Source organism: Pseudonocardia sp. NPDC046786 (assembly GCF_040645415.1).
GTDB lineage: Bacteria > Actinomycetota > Actinomycetes > Mycobacteriales > Pseudonocardiaceae > Pseudonocardia > Pseudonocardia kongjuensis.
On sequence record NZ_JBEYYF010000037.1, the window covers coordinates 23621 to 40990 of the forward strand.

Annotated in this window: 10 protein-coding genes and 5 pseudogenes; 7 read left to right on the forward strand and 8 right to left on the reverse strand. The window is 69.3% G+C overall.

All coding sequences use genetic code 11. The features are described from left to right. Positions 1–12 precede the first annotated feature (12 nt). Positions 13–921, reverse strand: a complete 909-nt coding sequence (locus tag ABZ881_RS28930) for an SMP-30/gluconolactonase/LRE family protein (RefSeq protein ID WP_358488883.1) — start codon at positions 919–921, stop codon at positions 13–15. Positions 922–1089: 168 nt separating this feature from the next. Further along, positions 1090–1722, reverse strand: a complete 633-nt coding sequence (locus ABZ881_RS28935) for a helix-turn-helix domain-containing protein (protein ID WP_358488885.1) — start codon at positions 1720–1722, stop codon at positions 1090–1092. A gap of 333 nt (positions 1723–2055) precedes the next feature. Here ABZ881_RS28935 and ABZ881_RS28940 point away from each other — a divergent pair, with 333 nt between their 5' ends. Continuing rightward, the gene (locus tag ABZ881_RS28940; protein ID WP_358488887.1) at positions 2056–3555 is read left to right on the forward strand and encodes a plasmid pRiA4b ORF-3 family protein; all 1500 of its coding nucleotides are present in this window, start codon (positions 2056–2058) and stop codon (positions 3553–3555) included. Between the two features lie 478 nt (positions 3556–4033). Here the strand turns inward: ABZ881_RS28940 and ABZ881_RS28945 are convergent. Continuing rightward, positions 4034–4171 (reverse strand): annotated as a pseudogene (locus ABZ881_RS28945) (IS256 family transposase); the annotation flags it as partial. A gap of 147 nt (positions 4172–4318) precedes the next feature. Here ABZ881_RS28945 and ABZ881_RS28950 point away from each other — a divergent pair. Continuing rightward, positions 4319–5217, forward strand: a pseudogene (locus ABZ881_RS28950) (IS21 family transposase); the annotation flags it as partial. Positions 5218–5294: 77 nt separating this feature from the next. Here the strand turns inward: ABZ881_RS28950 and ABZ881_RS28955 are convergent. The 4 genes and pseudogenes from ABZ881_RS28955 to ABZ881_RS28970 all read right to left on the reverse strand — a co-directional run. Continuing rightward, positions 5295–6011, reverse strand: a complete 717-nt coding sequence (locus ABZ881_RS28955; protein WP_358488889.1) for a transposase — start codon at positions 6009–6011, stop codon at positions 5295–5297. A gap of 85 nt (positions 6012–6096) precedes the next feature. Then, positions 6097–6592, reverse strand: a pseudogene (locus ABZ881_RS28960) (transposase); the annotation flags it as partial. 477 nt (positions 6593–7069) lie between these two features. Then, positions 7070–8676 (reverse strand): annotated as a pseudogene (locus ABZ881_RS28965) (ISAzo13 family transposase); the annotation flags it as partial. Between the two features lie 55 nt (positions 8677–8731). Next, positions 8732–9502 (reverse strand): annotated as a pseudogene (locus tag ABZ881_RS28970) (IS256 family transposase); the annotation flags it as partial. A gap of 347 nt (positions 9503–9849) precedes the next feature. On the opposite strand from ABZ881_RS28970, the gene ABZ881_RS28975 reads away from it, so the two are divergent. The 4 genes from ABZ881_RS28975 to ABZ881_RS28990 all read left to right on the forward strand — a co-directional run bounded on the left by ABZ881_RS28975 (position 9850) and on the right by ABZ881_RS28990 (position 15424). Further along, positions 9850–10257 (forward strand): hypothetical protein, encoded by a 408-nt coding sequence (locus ABZ881_RS28975; RefSeq protein WP_358488891.1) that lies wholly within the window; start codon positions 9850–9852, stop codon positions 10255–10257. Beyond that, positions 10254–11195, forward strand: coding sequence for an SMP-30/gluconolactonase/LRE family protein (locus tag ABZ881_RS28980; protein ID WP_358488894.1), 942 nt, complete (start codon positions 10254–10256; stop codon positions 11193–11195). The genes ABZ881_RS28975 and ABZ881_RS28980 overlap by 4 nt, the downstream gene beginning before the upstream one ends. Positions 11196–12017: 822 nt before the next feature. Beyond that, positions 12018–13196 (forward strand): ISAs1 family transposase, encoded by a 1179-nt coding sequence (locus ABZ881_RS28985; RefSeq protein WP_358488896.1) that lies wholly within the window; start codon positions 12018–12020, stop codon positions 13194–13196. Positions 13197–14014: 818 nt separating this feature from the next. Then, positions 14015–15424 carry an Nramp family divalent metal transporter gene (locus tag ABZ881_RS28990; RefSeq protein ID WP_358488898.1) on the forward strand — a complete coding sequence of 470 codons (1410 nt, stop codon included), beginning with the start codon at positions 14015–14017 and terminating at the stop codon, positions 15422–15424. A gap of 547 nt (positions 15425–15971) precedes the next feature. On the opposite strand, the gene ABZ881_RS28995 is transcribed toward ABZ881_RS28990, so the two are convergent. Beyond that, on the reverse strand, positions 15972–16472 hold the full coding sequence (locus ABZ881_RS28995) for a transposase (protein WP_358488900.1): 501 nt from the start codon (positions 16470–16472) through the stop codon (positions 15972–15974). A 171-nt stretch (positions 16473–16643) separates the two neighbouring features. On the opposite strand from ABZ881_RS28995, the gene ABZ881_RS29000 reads away from it, so the two are divergent. Then, on the forward strand, positions 16644–17219 hold the full coding sequence (locus tag ABZ881_RS29000; protein WP_358488903.1) for a hypothetical protein: 576 nt from the start codon (positions 16644–16646) through the stop codon (positions 17217–17219). Positions 17220–17370 lie beyond the last annotated feature (151 nt).

Below are 17370 nucleotides of genomic sequence, written 5' to 3' on the forward strand. Positions count from 1 at the left end.
CATCGCGCTCCGTTACGGTCGGCCTGCGCCGTGCGGGACGTCGACCCGTGCGGCCTTCAGCGTGGCCTTGTCGGTGTCGATGCCCTGCGCCGCAGCGAAGAAGTCCGACACCACGCACAGCAGCAGCGTCCGCCCGTCAGCCCCACCCAGCGCGCAGGCGTAGACCCCGTTGCCGTCCGGGTCGGCGATCTCCTCGGTGACGGCGCCGGTCCGGTCGAAGCGCACCACGCGCTGGTGGCCCGCGTCGGCGACCCACACGCCGTCCTCGGCGTCGATCGCGCACCCGTCCGGAATCAGGGTGAGCGCTGCCATCACCTCGGGCAGCGGGCCGAGCTCCGGTGGCTCGCCGAGCTGGGCAAAAAGCCGCCGGTCGCTCAGCCTGCCGTCGTCGCCGATGGTGAATGCGGTCAGCCGGCCGGCAAAGGACTCCGCGACGATCAGCATCCGACCGTCACCGGTGATGACCATCCCGTTCGGACACACGACGTCCTCGGCCGCGACGTGCACCGAACCGTCCGGGTCGACGCGGTAGACCACGCCGGAACGGGGAGCCTCACCTGCGGCGACGTCGAAGCCGATCGTCCCGGTGTAGGCCCGACCGAAGGCGTCGACCACCAAGTCGTTGATCTCATGCTCGCACACCCCTGAGAGGTCGGCGTGCAGCGTCACCTCGCCGTCCGGGCTGCGCCGCAGGAGCTTCCGCTCGTGCATCGACACCACGAGCAACGACCCGTCCGGCAGCCACGCCAGGCCGGAGGGGTTGCCGTCGACGTGCAGGATCTCCGTCCGCACCCCGGCCTTGTCGTAGGTGCAGACCTTCCCGGCGTAGATGTCGGAAACCCACCACCGGTCGTCGCGCCAGCGCGGCGCCTCGAAGTAGTGCCCACCGGATGCCAGGAGTGTGACCGACCTCGTTGTCATGACGCGCGTTCCTGTCTGCTCGGACGGATGTGTGTACGGCAGCCGGGCGGCTCGGGATCCAGGAGGGACGCCCCGGCCGCGGCTGTAGGGACGAGACACGCTGAAATTACAAACATCCCAGGATGGATGTCAATTCCGGGACGTGGCCTCTCGGACGAGCCGCCGCGGTCAGTCCGACCGGAGCAGGCCGAGTGCTGCCTGTTCGAGGGTTCTCAGCTGGTGACGCTCGCGGTCCGGGTTAGGACTTAGCGAACTCTGGAAGGCCATGCCGCGCATGACGTTGACGACGTGATCGCCGACCTCGTCCAGGCGCTGGGCAGAGACCGTGCCGTCGTCGAGCGCGGCGGTAGTGATGCTGCGGATCCGGCGCCCGATCTCCCGCTCCGTCGCGATCAGCAGCGGCCGAAGTTCGTCATCGATCCGGGCGGCAAGGTGCAGCTCGGTCGCCGCGGTGAACAGGTCCGACTGGAACGAGCGCCACAATGCCTCGATCGTCGCCCGAAGGCCGGAATCCGAGGCCTGCTCGAGCTCACCGACGGCACTCGCCAGCAGTCTGTCGTGCAGGTGGAGGAGCGCCTCGGCCATCATCTCAGCCTTGGTGGCCCAGTGATGCTTCTGTGCGCCGCGGGTCAGTCCGGAGATCTGGGCGATCCGCTCGGACGTGGCCCCCCGGTAGCCGTGGCGCACGATCGCGGTGACGGTCGCATCGAGTACCGCGGATCGGGTGGTCGCCCGGCGCTCCGCATTCGAGCGACGGGGTCGTGCGCGTGTGCCGGTCATCGCCCGTCCGTCGTCGTCCATGCAGTGAGCGTAGGCAGGCGACGCCGCCGACATCCGCCGCGCGGTCGATCGCCATTCCGAGCGCGTCGGGGACCAGCGCCGTGGTCGGCGAGGCATCGATCGACGAGCCGACCACCCTGCGTGAGTACACGTCGAGCACCACCGCGCAGTACACCTTGCCCTCGCGGGTCAGGTGTTCAATGTTGGCTCCGACCCCGGCGCCCTGCCGGAGCCGAGGAGAGTGCGAGGCCAGCATGGCGCGGGTCTGCCGTGCCATCGTCGCGGTCGGTGACAGCAGCGCCACCGTGCCCGACAGCGCGCGGGCCCGGTCGCTCGGCCCCATAGTCTGTCACCGTGGAACGCGCCCCGGACGAACCCGTCAATCCCGAGGAGCTGAGGCGCCGGCTCCAAGAGCAACTCGCCGCACTCGACGACCCCACGGCCGCCGCGGCGGCCCGACGGATACTCGGAGGACTCATCGACAACAGCCCGTTCGACCCCGTCCCCGCGCCCTCGGCTCGGCGGCCCCGCCGAGCCGACGTCGTCACCTACCGGATCCGGGTGGACCTGCGCGACACCTCTCCTCCGCTGTGGCGACGCCTGGAGCTCGCATCGGACATCCGACTCGACGAGCTGAACACCGTCCTGCAGACCGCCTTCGGCTGGACCGACAGCCACCTGCACCGCTTCAGCTCCGGCCCCAGCATCCACGACCACCGCCACGAGTCCTACCTCATGCCCTTCGAGATCGAGGAGGGCGAACCCGGCATCCCCGAAGGCGACGTCCGCATCGACGAGCTGCTGGTCGAGGTCGGCGACCGCATCACCTACGGCTACGACTTCGGCGACGACTGGACCCACACGGTGCGACTCGAAGCCGTACTGCCGCGCCCAGGCGACGCACCCCGCGCGGTGTGCACGGCCGGGCGCCGCCCCGGACCGCCGGAAGACTGCGGCGGCGTCGACGGCTACGAGATGTGGTGCGCGGCCACAGACCCCACCCACGCACAGCACACCCACGCCGTCGCCGAGATCCAGGACCTGTACGGACCCGACATCGACCTCACCGCCCACGCCCCCACGACGTTCGATATCGACGACATCAACACGATCCTGGCGCACAGCGCCCCGGACGACACCGACCTGCCCGAACCACTCGCCGCCCGGGTACGCGCGATCGGTGCCCCCGCGGGCCAGACCTGGCTGCGTGCCGCGCTCGACGCCGTCCCCCGACCCGAGCAGCCCGACGAGACGACCGCCGCGGTCGTCGTGCACTCCTTCACCTGGCTGCTCGACCAGGTCGGGACCGACGGCATCGAGCTGACCGACTCCGGCTACCTCCCACCGGCACAGGTCCGGGCCGTCGCCGTCGAGCTGGGCATCGACCGGGAGTGGATCGGCACCCTCAACCGCGAAGCCCAGACCATCCCCGTCCTCGCGTTCCGGGAAGCCGCACAACAGCTACGGCTGATCCGCCGATACCGAGGAAAGCTCGTTCGCACCCCCGCTGGGCGCAGACTGGCCACCGACCCCATCGGGCTCTGGTCACACCTCGCGGCCCGCCTGCCCATCGGATCGGGCACCGAAGGCTACGAACGCGACGCCGGACTGCTGCTGCTGATCGGGATCGCCGCCGGCCGGGAGGACCTCGACGCCTACGTCGCGCGCGGGCTCGACGCCCTGGGCTGGAAGATCGACGGTCGTCCGGTCACCCCGTCCGAGGCCATCGGCGCGTCGCTCGGGACCCGCACGGTGCTGCACCGGATCGGGGCGATCGAGCGCGCACCGAGGCGAACCGTCGCCACGGAACTCGGAGCCGCGTTCGCGCGTGCCGCGGCGTGGACCTGGCCCTGACCCACAGAGCCGCGCATATCTGATTCACTCGGCACGGGCGTGTTCCCGATAGGGGCCTGTCAGCATCCCGCCGACGGCCCCGCACGACACCGACGACCGCCGAAAGCAGCAGCTTCCGCTCCTGCGCAGCCGGCAGAACCTGTCCGAATCCCCCCAGCGACACAGCGCGGGTTCGGGCCCCGCCGGGGCGGCGAGGCCGGCTCCCGACGGTCCAACCGGGTGACGTCCCCTCGGTCAGGGTAAGAGTGATCTTGGTTCGTCCGGCTCGCTCTACCACTTTGTGCCGTTCGTGGCCTGGTCCCCTTGTGCGGCCGGACGAGCCAGCTGGACCGACCGGCGTGGCTTGATAGGAGCGTGGCACTGCCCCCACTGAGCTATGCCCGCCGGCCGGTCCTGTCACCCCGACCTCGGAAGACAGGGAGACCGACCTATGGTGGTTCTCGGGATCGACGCACACAAGCGCAGCCACACCGTTGTCGTGCTCAGTCATCTCGGTGTCCAGTGCGGTCTGCAAGACCGTGCGGGTCACCCCGGCCAACAGGCCGTCCGGGCCGACCAGTGAGACCCCCGACCGCCGGGCTTTCTCGATCAACTCCTGGGCCAGTTGCACGTCCAAGCCCGCCGCCTGCGTCGGGTGCTGGTCATCGCCAGCGGTCTCCGCCGTCGTGTCGTTGTCGGTCAACGATGATCCTTCCCGGCCGAAGCTGCCGCTTCAGCCTGCCGGATCACCGGCCCACACACGATCTTTCTGACAGGCCCGGGTCTGTGGGTAAAGCGGAACGAGGAGATCGTGGAGATCGTGGAGGCATACGACCTCACCGGCAGTTACCGCGCTGCCGCCGAGTTGGCCGGGTGTGATCACCACACGGTGCGGCGTTATGTGCTGTTGCGCGAGTCCGGGCAGCCGCCGGTGGCCCGCGAGCACCGGGCCCGGCCGATCGACGACTACCTGGACAAGATCGAGGAGCTGGTGGCTCGCTCGAACGGCCGGGTCCGCGCCGATGTGGTACACGAACCGCGGCGAACCTCCTGGCGGAGTATCGGACCTTCGGCCAGCTCGAGACCGCCTGCCGGGTGTTCTGCGACGAGGTCAACGCCCGGGTCCACCGCGAGACCCGCCGCCCGCCGGTGGAGATGCTCGCCGAGGAACAGGCCCGGCTGCACCGGCTGCCGGAACGGGCGTTCACCGTCGCGTTCGGCACGACCCGGCGGGTCAACTGGAACGCCACGATCTCGGTCGAAGGGGTGCGCTACTCGGTGCCGCACCAGCTGATCGACACCCGGGTCTGGGCGCGCATGGCCGGCGACGAGCTGGTGGTGACCGCCGTCGATCCCGACAACGGGCCGACCGAGGTCGCCCGCCACCCGCGCTCACGCCCGGGCAGCCCGGTGATCGCCGCCGAGCACTACCCGCCCCCGAGCGCTGCTGCGGCCGCGGACGGGCAGCGCCCGCCCCGCGCGGCCACCGCCGAGGAGAAGGCGTTCCTGGCGCTCGGGCCCGGGGCGGCGGCCTGGCTGGTCGAGGCCGCCGGCTCCGGCGCCCGCGGACTCCGGCGCAAGATGACCGAGGCCGTGACGCTGGCCAAGCTCCACCCGGCCGGCGAGGTCGACCGCGCCCTCGGAGTCGCCGCCGTCGCGGGCCGATTCGCCGACAACGACCTGTCGGTGATCGCCCAGCCGACCGAGAACTCGCAGCTCACGGCTTCCTCGCGCTGGTCGCGGAGGTGGGTCAGGAACGCTTACGTGCAGCCCGCGGTGTCCGCGCGGACCAGGACCGTGCGGCCGTGACGGTGTGGGTCGGGGATCTGGGCCAGGGCCTGGTCGAGCACGCTGATGTGGTCCGCGGCGGTGTTCGCGCCCGCGTTGCCGCGGCGCAGCACCCCTGCCAGGAACTCAGAGGTGTTGTCGCAGAACGCCATCAGCGGGTGGTAGCCGAAGGTCCGCTTGAACGTCGGCGCAGCGAGTTCCTTCTCCGAGTGGCAGATCACGATCGAGGCGTCGAGGTCGATGATCAGCACGTCGAGGTCTCGGCCGGCCACTCGCGCGGGCGGGAACGCCCGGCCGTGGCGTTCGGCGCGCTGGTCCCAGACCACCTCCCGAGCCCTCGCCCGCGCCGCCGCCAGCTGGGCGAGCGCGGTGTCGTCGAGGCGGTCGAGCAGCCGCCAGCACGTCGAGTCCGACGCCACCTGACCGAACAACTCTCGCTGATCACGCAGCACGTCGATCTCGGAAACCGTCCTCGCGCCGTCGGCGACGGCGACCGCGAGGTCCACCAACACCCGGCCCGGATCATGCCGTATCCCCGGCCGCCGCAACGCGTCGAGGGCCTGGGACAACTCGGCGGTCAGCGTGGTCCGATCGGCGACGTCGGCCAGCAGACGCGACCCGGCGTGGGACACGACTCCGACCCCGTCGGCGGTCACGATGATCTTCGGACGGGTGGTTGTAGCCTGCACGTGGAAAGTGCCTCCTCGACCCCGGCGGACATGGCCCTCGACAAGCCCTGTCGAGCAATCGTCAAGACCTGTGGACGAAGATCTTTTAGGCGGCTTCCGGTAGGTGGTTGTCGTCGGGGCGTTCCACGAGCTTGCCGCCCTCGAACCTCGCGCCGGCGCGGACGAGCGCGACCAGGTGCGGGCCGTTCACGGAGCGCCAGCGGTCCTGGGCTGCCTCGATGAGCTTGAACGCCATCGCCAGCCCTGCTGCCCGAGAGCCGGGGCCGCGGGTGATCTTCGTGCGGTGCCGGACGGTCGCGAACGTGCTCTCGATCGGGTTCGTGGTGCGCAGGTGGATCCAGTGCTCGGCGGGGAAGTCGTAGACTGCCAACAGTACCTCGACGTCGTCGGTGATCTTCGCGACGGCCTTGGGGAACTTCGCCCCGTAGGCGGCCTCGAACGCGGTCACCGCGGCCAGGGCGCGGCGGCGGTCCTCGGCGTTCCAGATCTCGGCCAGGGCCTTCTTCGCCCCGGGATGGGCCGACCTCGGCAGCGCACCGAGCACGTTCGCGATCTTGTGGATCTGTAAAGAATCAACGTTCGCGTGTCGTGTCGACCCTGACCGGTGGGATCGATGCCAGGAGTTCGGTTGCGGTGGCGAACCTGGTGGGTGCGGGGGTGGGGGTGAAGCCGTGCTGGGCCAGGATCGGGCCGATCTCCCGGACGACGTCGCCGATGGTGCGTCGGCTGACCTCGAACAGCTCAGCCAGGGTGTCCTGGGTGCACAGTTTGCGCTGGTAGAGCACGGTTGCGAGGACACGTTCGGCGTCGGTGATCTTCTGTTGGAACACGCCGCCGCGGGCGCCGGGTAGGCGTTCACCTCCGCGGCGACGGTGGCGGTGTCGCTCGTTGCGGGCCTGCTGCAGGTGTGTGACCCGCTCGGTCATGGCGTCCAGGTCGGCTCGGGTCATCCCGGTCAGGCTCGGATCGGCGAGCCGATCCGGCCGGCGCGGGCGCTGCGGGACGGGTCGGCTGCTGGAGACGAACTCGGTCAGGGCGTTCGCGGTGGGGAACCGCAGTGTGGTCGCCGGGAACGAGTGGTGGTGTTCGGCGAATAGCTGGCGGGTCTCGGCGATCACTTGACCGATGGTGTTCGTGTTGACCCCGAGCAGGTCCGACAGCACGTTCTGCGAGCAGATCTGGCGCTGGTAGATCACCGTGATCAACACACGGTCGGCGTCGGAGAGCAGCCCCTTGCTCCCCGCGCCGCGGGCTCGCCGGCGTGGCCCGCCACGTTGTTCGAAACGCCGTTGCGCGGATTGGGCGTCTTGGGCCGGGGCGAGCTGGGCGGCAAGCTGGGCCAGCTGGGCGCGGTCCATCCCGGTCAGCCGTTGATCGGCCAGCAGGTGCAGGGCGGCGACTCGGGCGCGGGCGCGGTCGGCCACATCGACGGGCGCGACCGGTCCACCGCTGGGCGCGATGGTGTAGTTCCACTGTCCGTGCTGGGTGTGTGCGGCGATCGGTAGCTCCGCCAACTGCTGGCGGGTGACAGCGATACCGAGCGGATAGGTGCCGGTGTCGAGCTCGGCGCGCACCTGCAGCCCGGTGCGCGTGCGGGTCGAGGCGATCGTGGCGACGACGACTTCGTGGCTGGACAAGGGTCGGCCGCGCCAGTTCATGGTGATCTGGGAGAACACTCGGTGCTCGATCTTGTTCCATTTGCTGGTGCCGGGCGGGAAATGGCAGACAGTGATCTCCAGACCGGTCTCGGCCGCCAGCACTGCGAGTTCGGCCTTCCAGAGCCGGTAGCGGTAGCTGTTGGACCCACCCGCATCGGCGTTGATCAGCAGCCGGCGCGCACCGGGATAGTCAGTGGTGCCGCGCGCCTGCCACCAGCGCCGAATCGAGGCCACCGCGAACGCGGAGGTGTCGTGATCGACGCCGACGTTCACCCAGCCGGCATCGGCGGTGAGGTCATAGACCCCGTACGGGACAGCCAGTGGCAGGTCCGGTCCCGCGGTGAAAAGCTGTGGTCTTCGACCTGGACCGGGTCGCCCTTCGGGCGCCATTCCCGCCCGGCCGCTGGGAGTTGCCCAAGCTGTTCCTTCTTCTTCGCATCAACACTGATCACCGGTTCGCCGACAGCCTGATGGGCCTTGACCTGCTCATTGATATAGGCGAACTGGGAATCCCGATCAGGATGCTGGACATCTTCCAACGTCTTGGCCGTCCCCTGCAGGCTGAATCCGTTGTCCCGCAACAGCCGCCCGACGGTGGGCGCCGAGACCGGACGTCCTTGCCTCTCCAACTCGTCGGCGAGGTGGCGCAACGACTTGGTTGTCCACCGCAACGGCGACATCGGATCCCCGCGTTCATCGGGCTCGACCAATCGCAAAAGGGCCGCCGCCAACTCGGGATCCTGTTCGTCGGCACACTTGCGTCCCCCTCCGGCGCGACGTGCTCGCCCGACCGGCAACGGAGCTTCACCCGATTCCAGCTCGGTGACACCCCGGCGCACCGTCGTCGCGCTGACTCCGCTCGCCTCGGCAACGGCTCGGACTCCTCCGTGCCCGAGCAACCGGGCCTCCGTTGCCAACGCCAACCGCTGCTGACGCTCGTTCAGATACGGCAGCAGCACCGCGAACCTGCGAGCAAGCTGACCGCGGACCTCGGCGTCGACGGGCATACCGCATCCTCCGACATCCGAACAGAAAGCGCCAACTTGTTTCCTTACAATTGCAGTGCGTCCTGCAGCGCTGCCAGGCTGCGCCGGGCAGGGTGGCGCTGATCGCGTGGACGAGCCCGGCATGAGCGTCGCTGGTGACCAGCCGGACCCCGGACAGGCCGCGGGCGGTCAGGTCGCGAAAGAACCCGAGCCAGCCGGCTCCGTCCTCGGCGGAGGTGACCTGCAGGCCGAGGATCTCCCGGTGTCCGTCGGCGTTGACGCCGGTGGCCAGCAGGGCGTGCACGTTGACCACCCGCCCGCCCTCACGCATCTTCAAGACCAGGGCGTCGGCGGCGATGAAGGTGTAGGGGCCCTGGTCGAGCGGGCGGGTCCGGAATTGCTCGACCTGGCCGTCGAGGTCTCGGGCCATCTCCGAGACTTGCGACTTCGACAGTCTGGTGATCCCGAGGGACTCGACGAGCTTCTCCATCCGCCGCGTCGACACCCCGAGCAGATAGCAGGTCGCGACCACCGTGGTCAGCGCCCGCTCCGCCCGGCGGCGACGTTCCAGCAACCAGTCGGGGAAGTAGGAACCGTTGCGCAGCTTCGGGATCGCTACGTCGATGGTGCCCGCGCGGGTGTCGAAGTCACGGTGTCGGTAGCCGTTGCGGATGTTCGTGCGGGCCTCGCTGCGCTCGCCCCACGCTGCCCCGCACACTGCGTCGGCATCGGCGGACATGAGTGTGTTGATGAACGTGGTGAGCATCTGGCGCAGCAGATCGGGACTCGCCTGGGACAGCTGCTCGTGCAGGAACTCGGAGGGGTCGATACTGGAGGGTGCGGTCATCGCGTGGAACTCCTGAAGCACTGTGGAAGGTCTCCAGAAGATCACGCGGTGGCCGCCCCACACCTCGACGCCACGGCCCTGACCGGGACCGGGTCGCACACCACCTTGGTGGACGCCACTGTGGTGGGCAGCCTAGCTCTGCGAGGTGGAACCGCCGCGGACGCGGTCGGCAGGCTCGTTCGCAGCGGCTCGGCTGGGAGGCGGCCGGCATGGACGGGAGGCGTTCCTGGCATCCCAGCTCGTCGCGGCCGGGCCCGCCCGTGGGGGCAGCCGGCCGGCCAGCCGGCGCTGCTGGAGATCCCGCGAGGCTCGATCCCGCGCTGCGGGTGGGCGGGTACTGTCCACGCATGGCCGATGCCGAGCGAACCGGGCAGGAGAGCGTGCAGTGCCTGCGGTCCCCGCACCAGAATCCCGCGATCGTCGCCGACACCTCTGAACGTGGGCAGCTGTCGGTTCCTGGCGGATGCGCCCCGACGGAGATCTACTCAGCCTGGACCGCGGGCGCGGACCTGGCGAAGGTGTTCCTGGTGCAGCCTGCGGAGCGTGCGCCGTTGGCCACGATCGGCGGTCCGCTGTCCGATATCCCGTTGCTGGTCTGCGGCAGGTTGACCGCGGAGCTGGCGGCGCAGTGCCCGGGCCTCGGTTGTGACGGGGTCGCGGCCGGGCTGGGCCTGATCGACCGGGACGCCGCGGCGGCCGGGGACTGGCCGTCGCCGACCGACTCATGCGCCGCCGACCTCGCGGCGCTCTCGTGACCCGCACACTCGCCGCCGAGCTGGTGCTCGACGCCCACGCCGAACTCGGCGAGGGGCCCGCTTGGGACCCCCGGACCGGACACCTGCTGTGGGTCGACGTGTGCGCCGGGCTGGTGCACCGCTACGACCCGGTCACCGAGACCGACGAGCACATCAACGTCGGGACCGCGGTGAGCGCGGTGCTTCCCAGCGGCGCCACTGAACTGGCGCTGGCGCTGCGCACCGGAATAGCAGTGCGCGACGCCGACGGCGCGGTGGGGATGCTGGCCGATCTGGAGGTGCCGGGCGTGCGGCTCAACGACGGCACCGTCGGGCCGGACGGCGCGCTGTGGGTAGGCAGCATGGCCGATCCGCCGGTGCCGGGCGCCGGGCGCCTGTACCGGGTGGCCTCCGACGGCGCCACCGAGACCGTACTTGACCTCGTCACCGTCTCCAACGGGCTGGCGTTCACCCCGGACGGGACCCGGCTCTACTACACCGACACCCCTACGCTACGGGTCGATCTGTTCGACGTGGATCCTGACGGCGTCGGAGCCGGGCGGCTGCTCAATCGACGCGTAGTCGTCGACGTCGGCCAGGCCGGCAGGCCGGACGGCCTAGCCATGGACGATACGGGATGTCTGTGGGTGGCGCTCTCCGGCGGCTCCGCGGTGCACCGCTACACTCCCGACGGGCGCCTGGACACGGTCTTACCGCTGCCGGTCACCAAGGTGACCAGCTGTGCGTTCGGCGACGATGGCGGAACCCTCTACGTCACCACTGCGCAGGGGCCGCAGGCCCAACCGCACGCCGGCGGGATTTTCGCGGTCCGCCCTGGCTGTCGCGGGATGCCGGTGCCGCTGTTCGAGCCGGTGCCCCGGAAGATGAGCCTGTCGCCCGGTGGGAAGAAGCCGCAGCAGTGGGCAAGCTCGACCCGGTCCGTACGACCGAGCGCGTGACCGACGCGGTGCACTACACGCTGCGCGAGGCGGTGGCGGACGGGCGATCCGGGTCCGGCGCGCCCAGCCGGATCTGCCGTCCCACACGGAGTTGCAGGCCGCCGGCGGCGCCGGCACGGTGACGGCCTCCGCCGCCCCATCACCGGCCGGATCAGACGGCTGGGCTCGGATGACGTCGATCTGCGACCAGGGCGCGCCGAGATGGTCACCACGACACGTTGGCGTCGCCGTTCGCCGAGGAGCTGCACTTCGGTCGCCCCGCTGAGCGGCTGCGGATGACTCAGCCGCCGCTGAGCCGCCAGGGCCAGAAGCTGGAAAGGGGCCATCGGTGCGCAGCTGGTCGAGCGCGATTTCGCGGTCGGTCGAGCTGACCGCCGTGGGGGACCGCCTTCCTCGTGTGACCGCGAGCATCGAAGAACCCTGCAATCCGGCAGGGTGACGCGCAAAGTCGTTCTTGCTGGTCAGCAGCTGTTTGACGGTATCGCGGCCGGTCCGGGGGTGTGGGCGAGCAGGCTGCGTTGGGGCCGACCGCTCGGTCCCGGTTGGTGACTTTCAGTAGTCGCTGGGCTCTTGGGTGGCGCCGGGTCTGGGTTGGCGGCCAGGGTCTGGTCCGCCCGGTTCGACACTGTCGGTAGTGATCACGATGTGGTCGCGGTCGGTGTGTTCCCGGGGAGATGGGCAACGGAGCCCCGGTAGGACGAGGACGTTCTGAAGATCTTCGTCTGGTCGGTGGCTCCGTTGCGTGTGCAGTGTGTCATTCCTGTTGGGTCCCTCGTGCCGGCGGGTGCTGCCGCCGAGCTGGCGGCTGGGCCGGATGCGGCGTTGTCGGCACTGGTCGGGCAGGTCGGGGCGCTGGGCACGATGTTGGGCGGGGCCGGCGTGGACGGGTCGGCGGGCGGGTTGTTGGAGTGTTTCGCGGCGATCACCGATCCGCGTGACCGGCGCGGAATCCGCCATTCGCTTCCCTCGATCCTGGGGCTGGCCACCGCCGCGGTGGTTTCGGGGCAACAGCTGTTGGACGACATCACCGCGTGGATCACCGCCGCCGACCCGCTCGTGTTGGCCGCGTTCGAGTGCCGCCGCGACACCGCGGGTGGCTTCATCCCGCCGCACGAGGACACCGTGCAGCGGCTGTTCGCGCTGCTACAGGCCCAGCAGGTGGCCGATCAGGTGGGGGTCTGGCTGGCGCGGCGGGCCGGGATCGGCCCGGTCGGCGCACCGATCGACGGGCCGGGGTGGCTACCGGCGATCGCGGTCGACGGCAAAGCCGTACGCGGCGCGGTCGACCCCGACGGGCAGGTGCCCTACCTGCTGGCCGCAGCCACCCACACCAACCTGGCCACCCACGAGAGGTCGGTGGTGCTGACCGAACGGCTGATCGGCGCCAAGACGAACGAGGTGCCCGAGTTCGCGCCGCTGCTACGCGGGCTGGACCACAGGGTCGGCGGGCTCGGCGGCTGCGTGGTCACCGTGGACGCCGCGCACACCGTGAGAACGCACGCCCGACTACTCACCGAAGAACTCGGCGCGCACTACGTGATGACCGTGAAGCAGAACACCCCCAAGGTCTACGCCACCATCGACGCCCTGGACTGGGCGAACACCCCGATCACCCACGAAACCCTCGACATCGGCCACGGCCGACACGACCGGCGCACCATCCGAGTCCGCGACGCCCCCGACGACCTCGGGTTCCCCGGCGCGAAACAGGTGTTCCTGATCGAGCGGTACAGCACCCGCACCGTCCGCAAACGCCGGAAAGGCTCCCGCCGCTACAAGAAGGTGACCATCCGCACCGCGGTGGCCGTGCTCGGGGTGACCAGCCTGTCCGAGCGCGAGGCCGCGCCCGAGCACCTGGCCGGCTACATCCGCGGGCACTGGTCCATCGAAAACAAGATCCACTGGGTCCGTGATGTCACGTTCCGTGAGGACGCCTCCCCCGTCCGGAAAGCCCACAAGTTCCGGATCATGGCCACTCTCCGTAACCTGACGACGGGCTGATCCGACAAGCAGGCTACACCCGCATCGCCGCCACCATACGGAAGATCCGCAACAACCCACCCCTGCTACTCACCGTCCTCGGCCTGCCGCAACACCCCGGAACCCGCACGTGACCAGCAGAAACGACTTTGCTCCTCGCCCTGGCAATCCGGTCGGTGCTGGGTCTGCTCGCCGAACGTCGTGAGCCGAAATCGTCCACCCGTCCGAGCAGCGCGCTCCCAGTCATACTCTCACAGTATTGGCTGATACCTAGAAGGTGTTTGCTGTGCATGGTTGCTCGCCTTAGCGTCTGCCGAGCGGCTCGGGCCGCCGCCGGCCGAATGTGAGCCGACGCGACGCACCGCCGACGGTGCCCGTCACGGGAGGCCGCAGATGTCCTCGAACGCACAACTCGGGACTCCCCGCGAGATCCTCGACAGTGCGGTCTACAAAGGGATTCGCAGGGGGGTCCCTCTGTTGGTGGTGATGCTGGTCTGCATCCAGCTGAACCGTTCCAACATCGGCTACGCACAGACCCATCTGGAAGCCGATGTCGGGATCGATGCCGATGATCTGAATCATTCTGAACGCTGTTCCGGCAGGAGTCGGGTCCGAGATTCGGCCGCAGGTCCGGACCCATATGAACGGCACCAGTCACGACCCCCGCAGATTCAGAAACTGCTAATCTCGGATTGTGCGAGCAGCAATTCTGCCTTACCCGTCGCTCGGCCTTTCGGGTCGCGCGCGTCGTCGACGTTGCTGTTGACCGTAATGTTCGATCTTTCGTCGGCGTTGCTGATCGAGTGTACGACTACGGACAGAAGGTAAAGGAGCCATCCATGTCCGATACGACACGTCCCGCCGACCCGGCCCCTGAAGGGATTATCGACGACCCCTATCGGCTCAATCCTGCGAATATCCAGGAGCCGCCGCGGGGCTGGAAAGCGAGTCTACGCTTCCTCGGCCCGGGCATGATCACCAGCGCCGCCATCGTCGGCAGTGGCGAGCTCATCACCACCACGACACTCGGCGCACAGGTCGGCTTCGTTCTGCTGTGGCTGGTGTTCGTCTCAACCTTCGTCAAGGTCGCGGTACAGATCGAGCTCGCGCGCTGGTCGATCTCCACCGGTAAGGCATCGATCTTCGGCTACGACGAGGTACCGCCCAAGATCGGCCGACACAGCTGGGTCAGCTATCTGACCGCCATCCAGTTCGTGCCCCAACTGCTGACGCAGTCCGGACTCATCACGGCGAGCGGGCTCGCACTCGCGCTCATCCTGCCGGTGAACGGCGAACCCGGTTCCATGGTGTCCGTCGTGTTCTGGGTGGCGATTCTCGTCGTCGGCGCGATCGGCATCCACGTCGCCAACCGCTACGAGATCGTCGAGAAGGTCTCGACCGCCCTCGTCGTGCTCGTGGTGGTGTCTGTCGTCTCTCTGGTCGTCGTCGTGCAGTGGACGCCGTTCGCGTGGTCGGCCGCCGACATCGGCGGCGGGCTGCAGTTCCAGATCGCCATGGGCGCCGTGGGCGTGGCGATATCGATGTTCGGTATCACCGGCACCGGTGCGCTCGAGATCACCGGTTACAGCTTCTGGTGCCTGGAGAAGGGCTATGCCGCGTGGACCGGCCCCAACGACGGCTCTGAGGAGTGGGCCCGGCGGGCCAGTGGCTGGATCGCGGTGATGAAGAAGGACGCCTGGGTCTCCTGGGGCGTCTACACCGCCGCTACGGCGGCCTTCTACATGCTCGGCGCAGCCGTCCTGCACCCTCAGGGCCTCGTCCCGAAGGGCAACGACGTACTGACCACGCTCTCGCGCATCTTCACCGACTCTCTCGGCAGCTGGGCCGGCGTCGCGTTCATGGTCCTCGCGGTCGTCACCCTGTACAAGACGATCCTCTCCAACATCCCGTCGTTCAGCCGCATGATCACCGCGTGCATCGCCGTGTTCGGTGTCTTCGACTGGGCACTGACCGGCGTTCGCAGGCGCTGGGTTCGTGCCCTGATCATTGCGCAGCCGATCCTCTTCGGCGTCGTCGGAGTGCTGACCAATTCGCCACTGGCTCTGGTCATCTTCGGCGGTATCGCCAATGCCTTCTATCTGATCGCGGTCGCGGTCGCGACCGTCTACCTGACCTACACGCAGACCGATCCACGCATCCGTGCCGAGAAGACGGGCGCGGCCTACCTGATGATCTCCAGCCTCGCCATCATCGCCGTCGGGGTATTCGGGCTGATCGCCGTATTCTGACGCGGCGGCCTCTGCGTCCGAGCCTGCTCGCTCCGTGGCGAATTCTGGGAGTGGGCCCTTGCCAACCTGCTGGACGGGCAGGTCATCCCTGAAGGAGCGGGGCCGGTCAAGCCTCGACTGTGTGGTTGATCTTCTTTCGTTCTGTGCTCCGCGTGGTTCTGGGCGCGCTGGGTCGCGGCGTCGCGGTCAGGGATCGGCCCGCAGGGTCGACCGCGTAGCGGCCGGAGGTCCTTGACGGCGACGTCGTGCGGCGCACGCTGTTCACGGTGGAGATCGCTCTCGGGACACCACGTCCTGGGGATTGGTTCACAGGGTTCGGTGGCTGCTCCATCACCGGTGGCCCGGCTGTGGACAGGCCCCCTGGTTGAGGGGCTGTCGGTCATCCCTTCGCCCGAGGAGTTCGGGCATGGAGTGCTGCGACACGTCCTGGTGGTGGGCGAGGTCAATCAGTGGGGTCGACCACGCCGGGCATGCCACGGTCGATCTGGGCATGTTCCGGGGGTCATGACTTGCACGACCTGCACCCACCACGTCTTCGGGCGCCTGCTCACGCCGGCATCGGGGCGGTGTCCGGCGCGCGGTCCGGTGGTGGGAGGCAGCGGATGTGGTGATCCCGTAGGCCATAGCACACGAGTTCGGTCAGCTCGCGGGCGGCGGCGACCACGCCGATGTTGCGGCCGCGGCGGGCGCCGATCCGGTCCCGGATCCCGCCCAGGCGGGTGTGCGCGGGCAGGCGTTGCACGGCCTCGACCGCGGCCCAGCGCACCAACCGGGACCCCTGTTTGGTGATCCGGCCCCGGTGGACGCTGGTGTCGGACTCGCGGTGGGTCGGGGTCAGCCCGGCCCAGGACGCCAGCTGCGCCGGCCCGGGAAAGCGGCCGATGTCGCCGATCTCGGCGACGAACACCGCGGCCAGTACCGCCCCGATCCCGGGGATGGCCTGGATCGCCCGGTAGCCGGCGTCCTCGCGCGGCCGCCCGGCCGCGAGCCGGGTGAACACCTCGATCTCGAAGTCGAGGGTTTCGATCAGCCGCAGGGCCGAGTTCACCCGCGTGTCCGCGTACGGTTCTGATGTCGCTGTAGGTACGAGCTGATCTGTTGTTGGTCCGGCGCGTCGGATTCAAGATCGGCTCAGGGAGGGACCACCCTCCGGGCTTGTCAGCGGCCAAGCAGACGAGCCCGGAGGGGGTCACCCGTGATCCTGCCTGTGGAGGCATGGATGGACATCAGGAGGTACGCCCCGCTGCGCGCGGCAGGGGCGTCGTGGAAGGACATCGCAGCTCAAGCGGGCTGTGACTGGAGAACGGCGAAGAAGTACCTGTCGCCGGGCGCCCCGACGGCGCCGCCGCGGGCGAGCTCGCGGGCCGGGACGGCGCCCAGGCTGGTGGACCCGTTCACCGACGTGATCGACGCCTGGCTCGCCGACGACCCGCGGCTGCGGGCGACGGTCATCCATGAGCGGTTGGTCGCCGACTACGGATTCACCGGGCAGATCACCGCCTGGGCCCAGCTCCTCGTCTTCACCGAGCACCCCGCGCCCATGTCGTGGCGGGCACTCGGCCCGCTCGGCGCCGGGCTCACCGTCGCTGCCGCGGTCGGCGCCGTGCTCGTCTGGTGGCGCGTCCACCCGGCGACCTTCGACCGGTTCGCCGCCCCACGCCTGCGCTCGACCTGGCGGCGTTGGACGGTCTACCGCGGCCGACGCTGGGCCCAGCTCATGTCCGACACGGGGCTGACCCGCGAGCACCGCCACACCGGAGACCAGCTCGTCCCCCGCGTCCTGCGGGTCCGCTAGTCCTCGCCGTCGATCGACACCGTCTACGTCCGGATGGTCCGCGGTCAGGACGTGGCTTAGAGATGGTTTCAGAATGGCTTCATGAGTTCGCGGTGACAGATCAGCGCGCAGGCGAGCTGGAGGAAGCCGAGGTGGATGTCGGCGCGGCGTT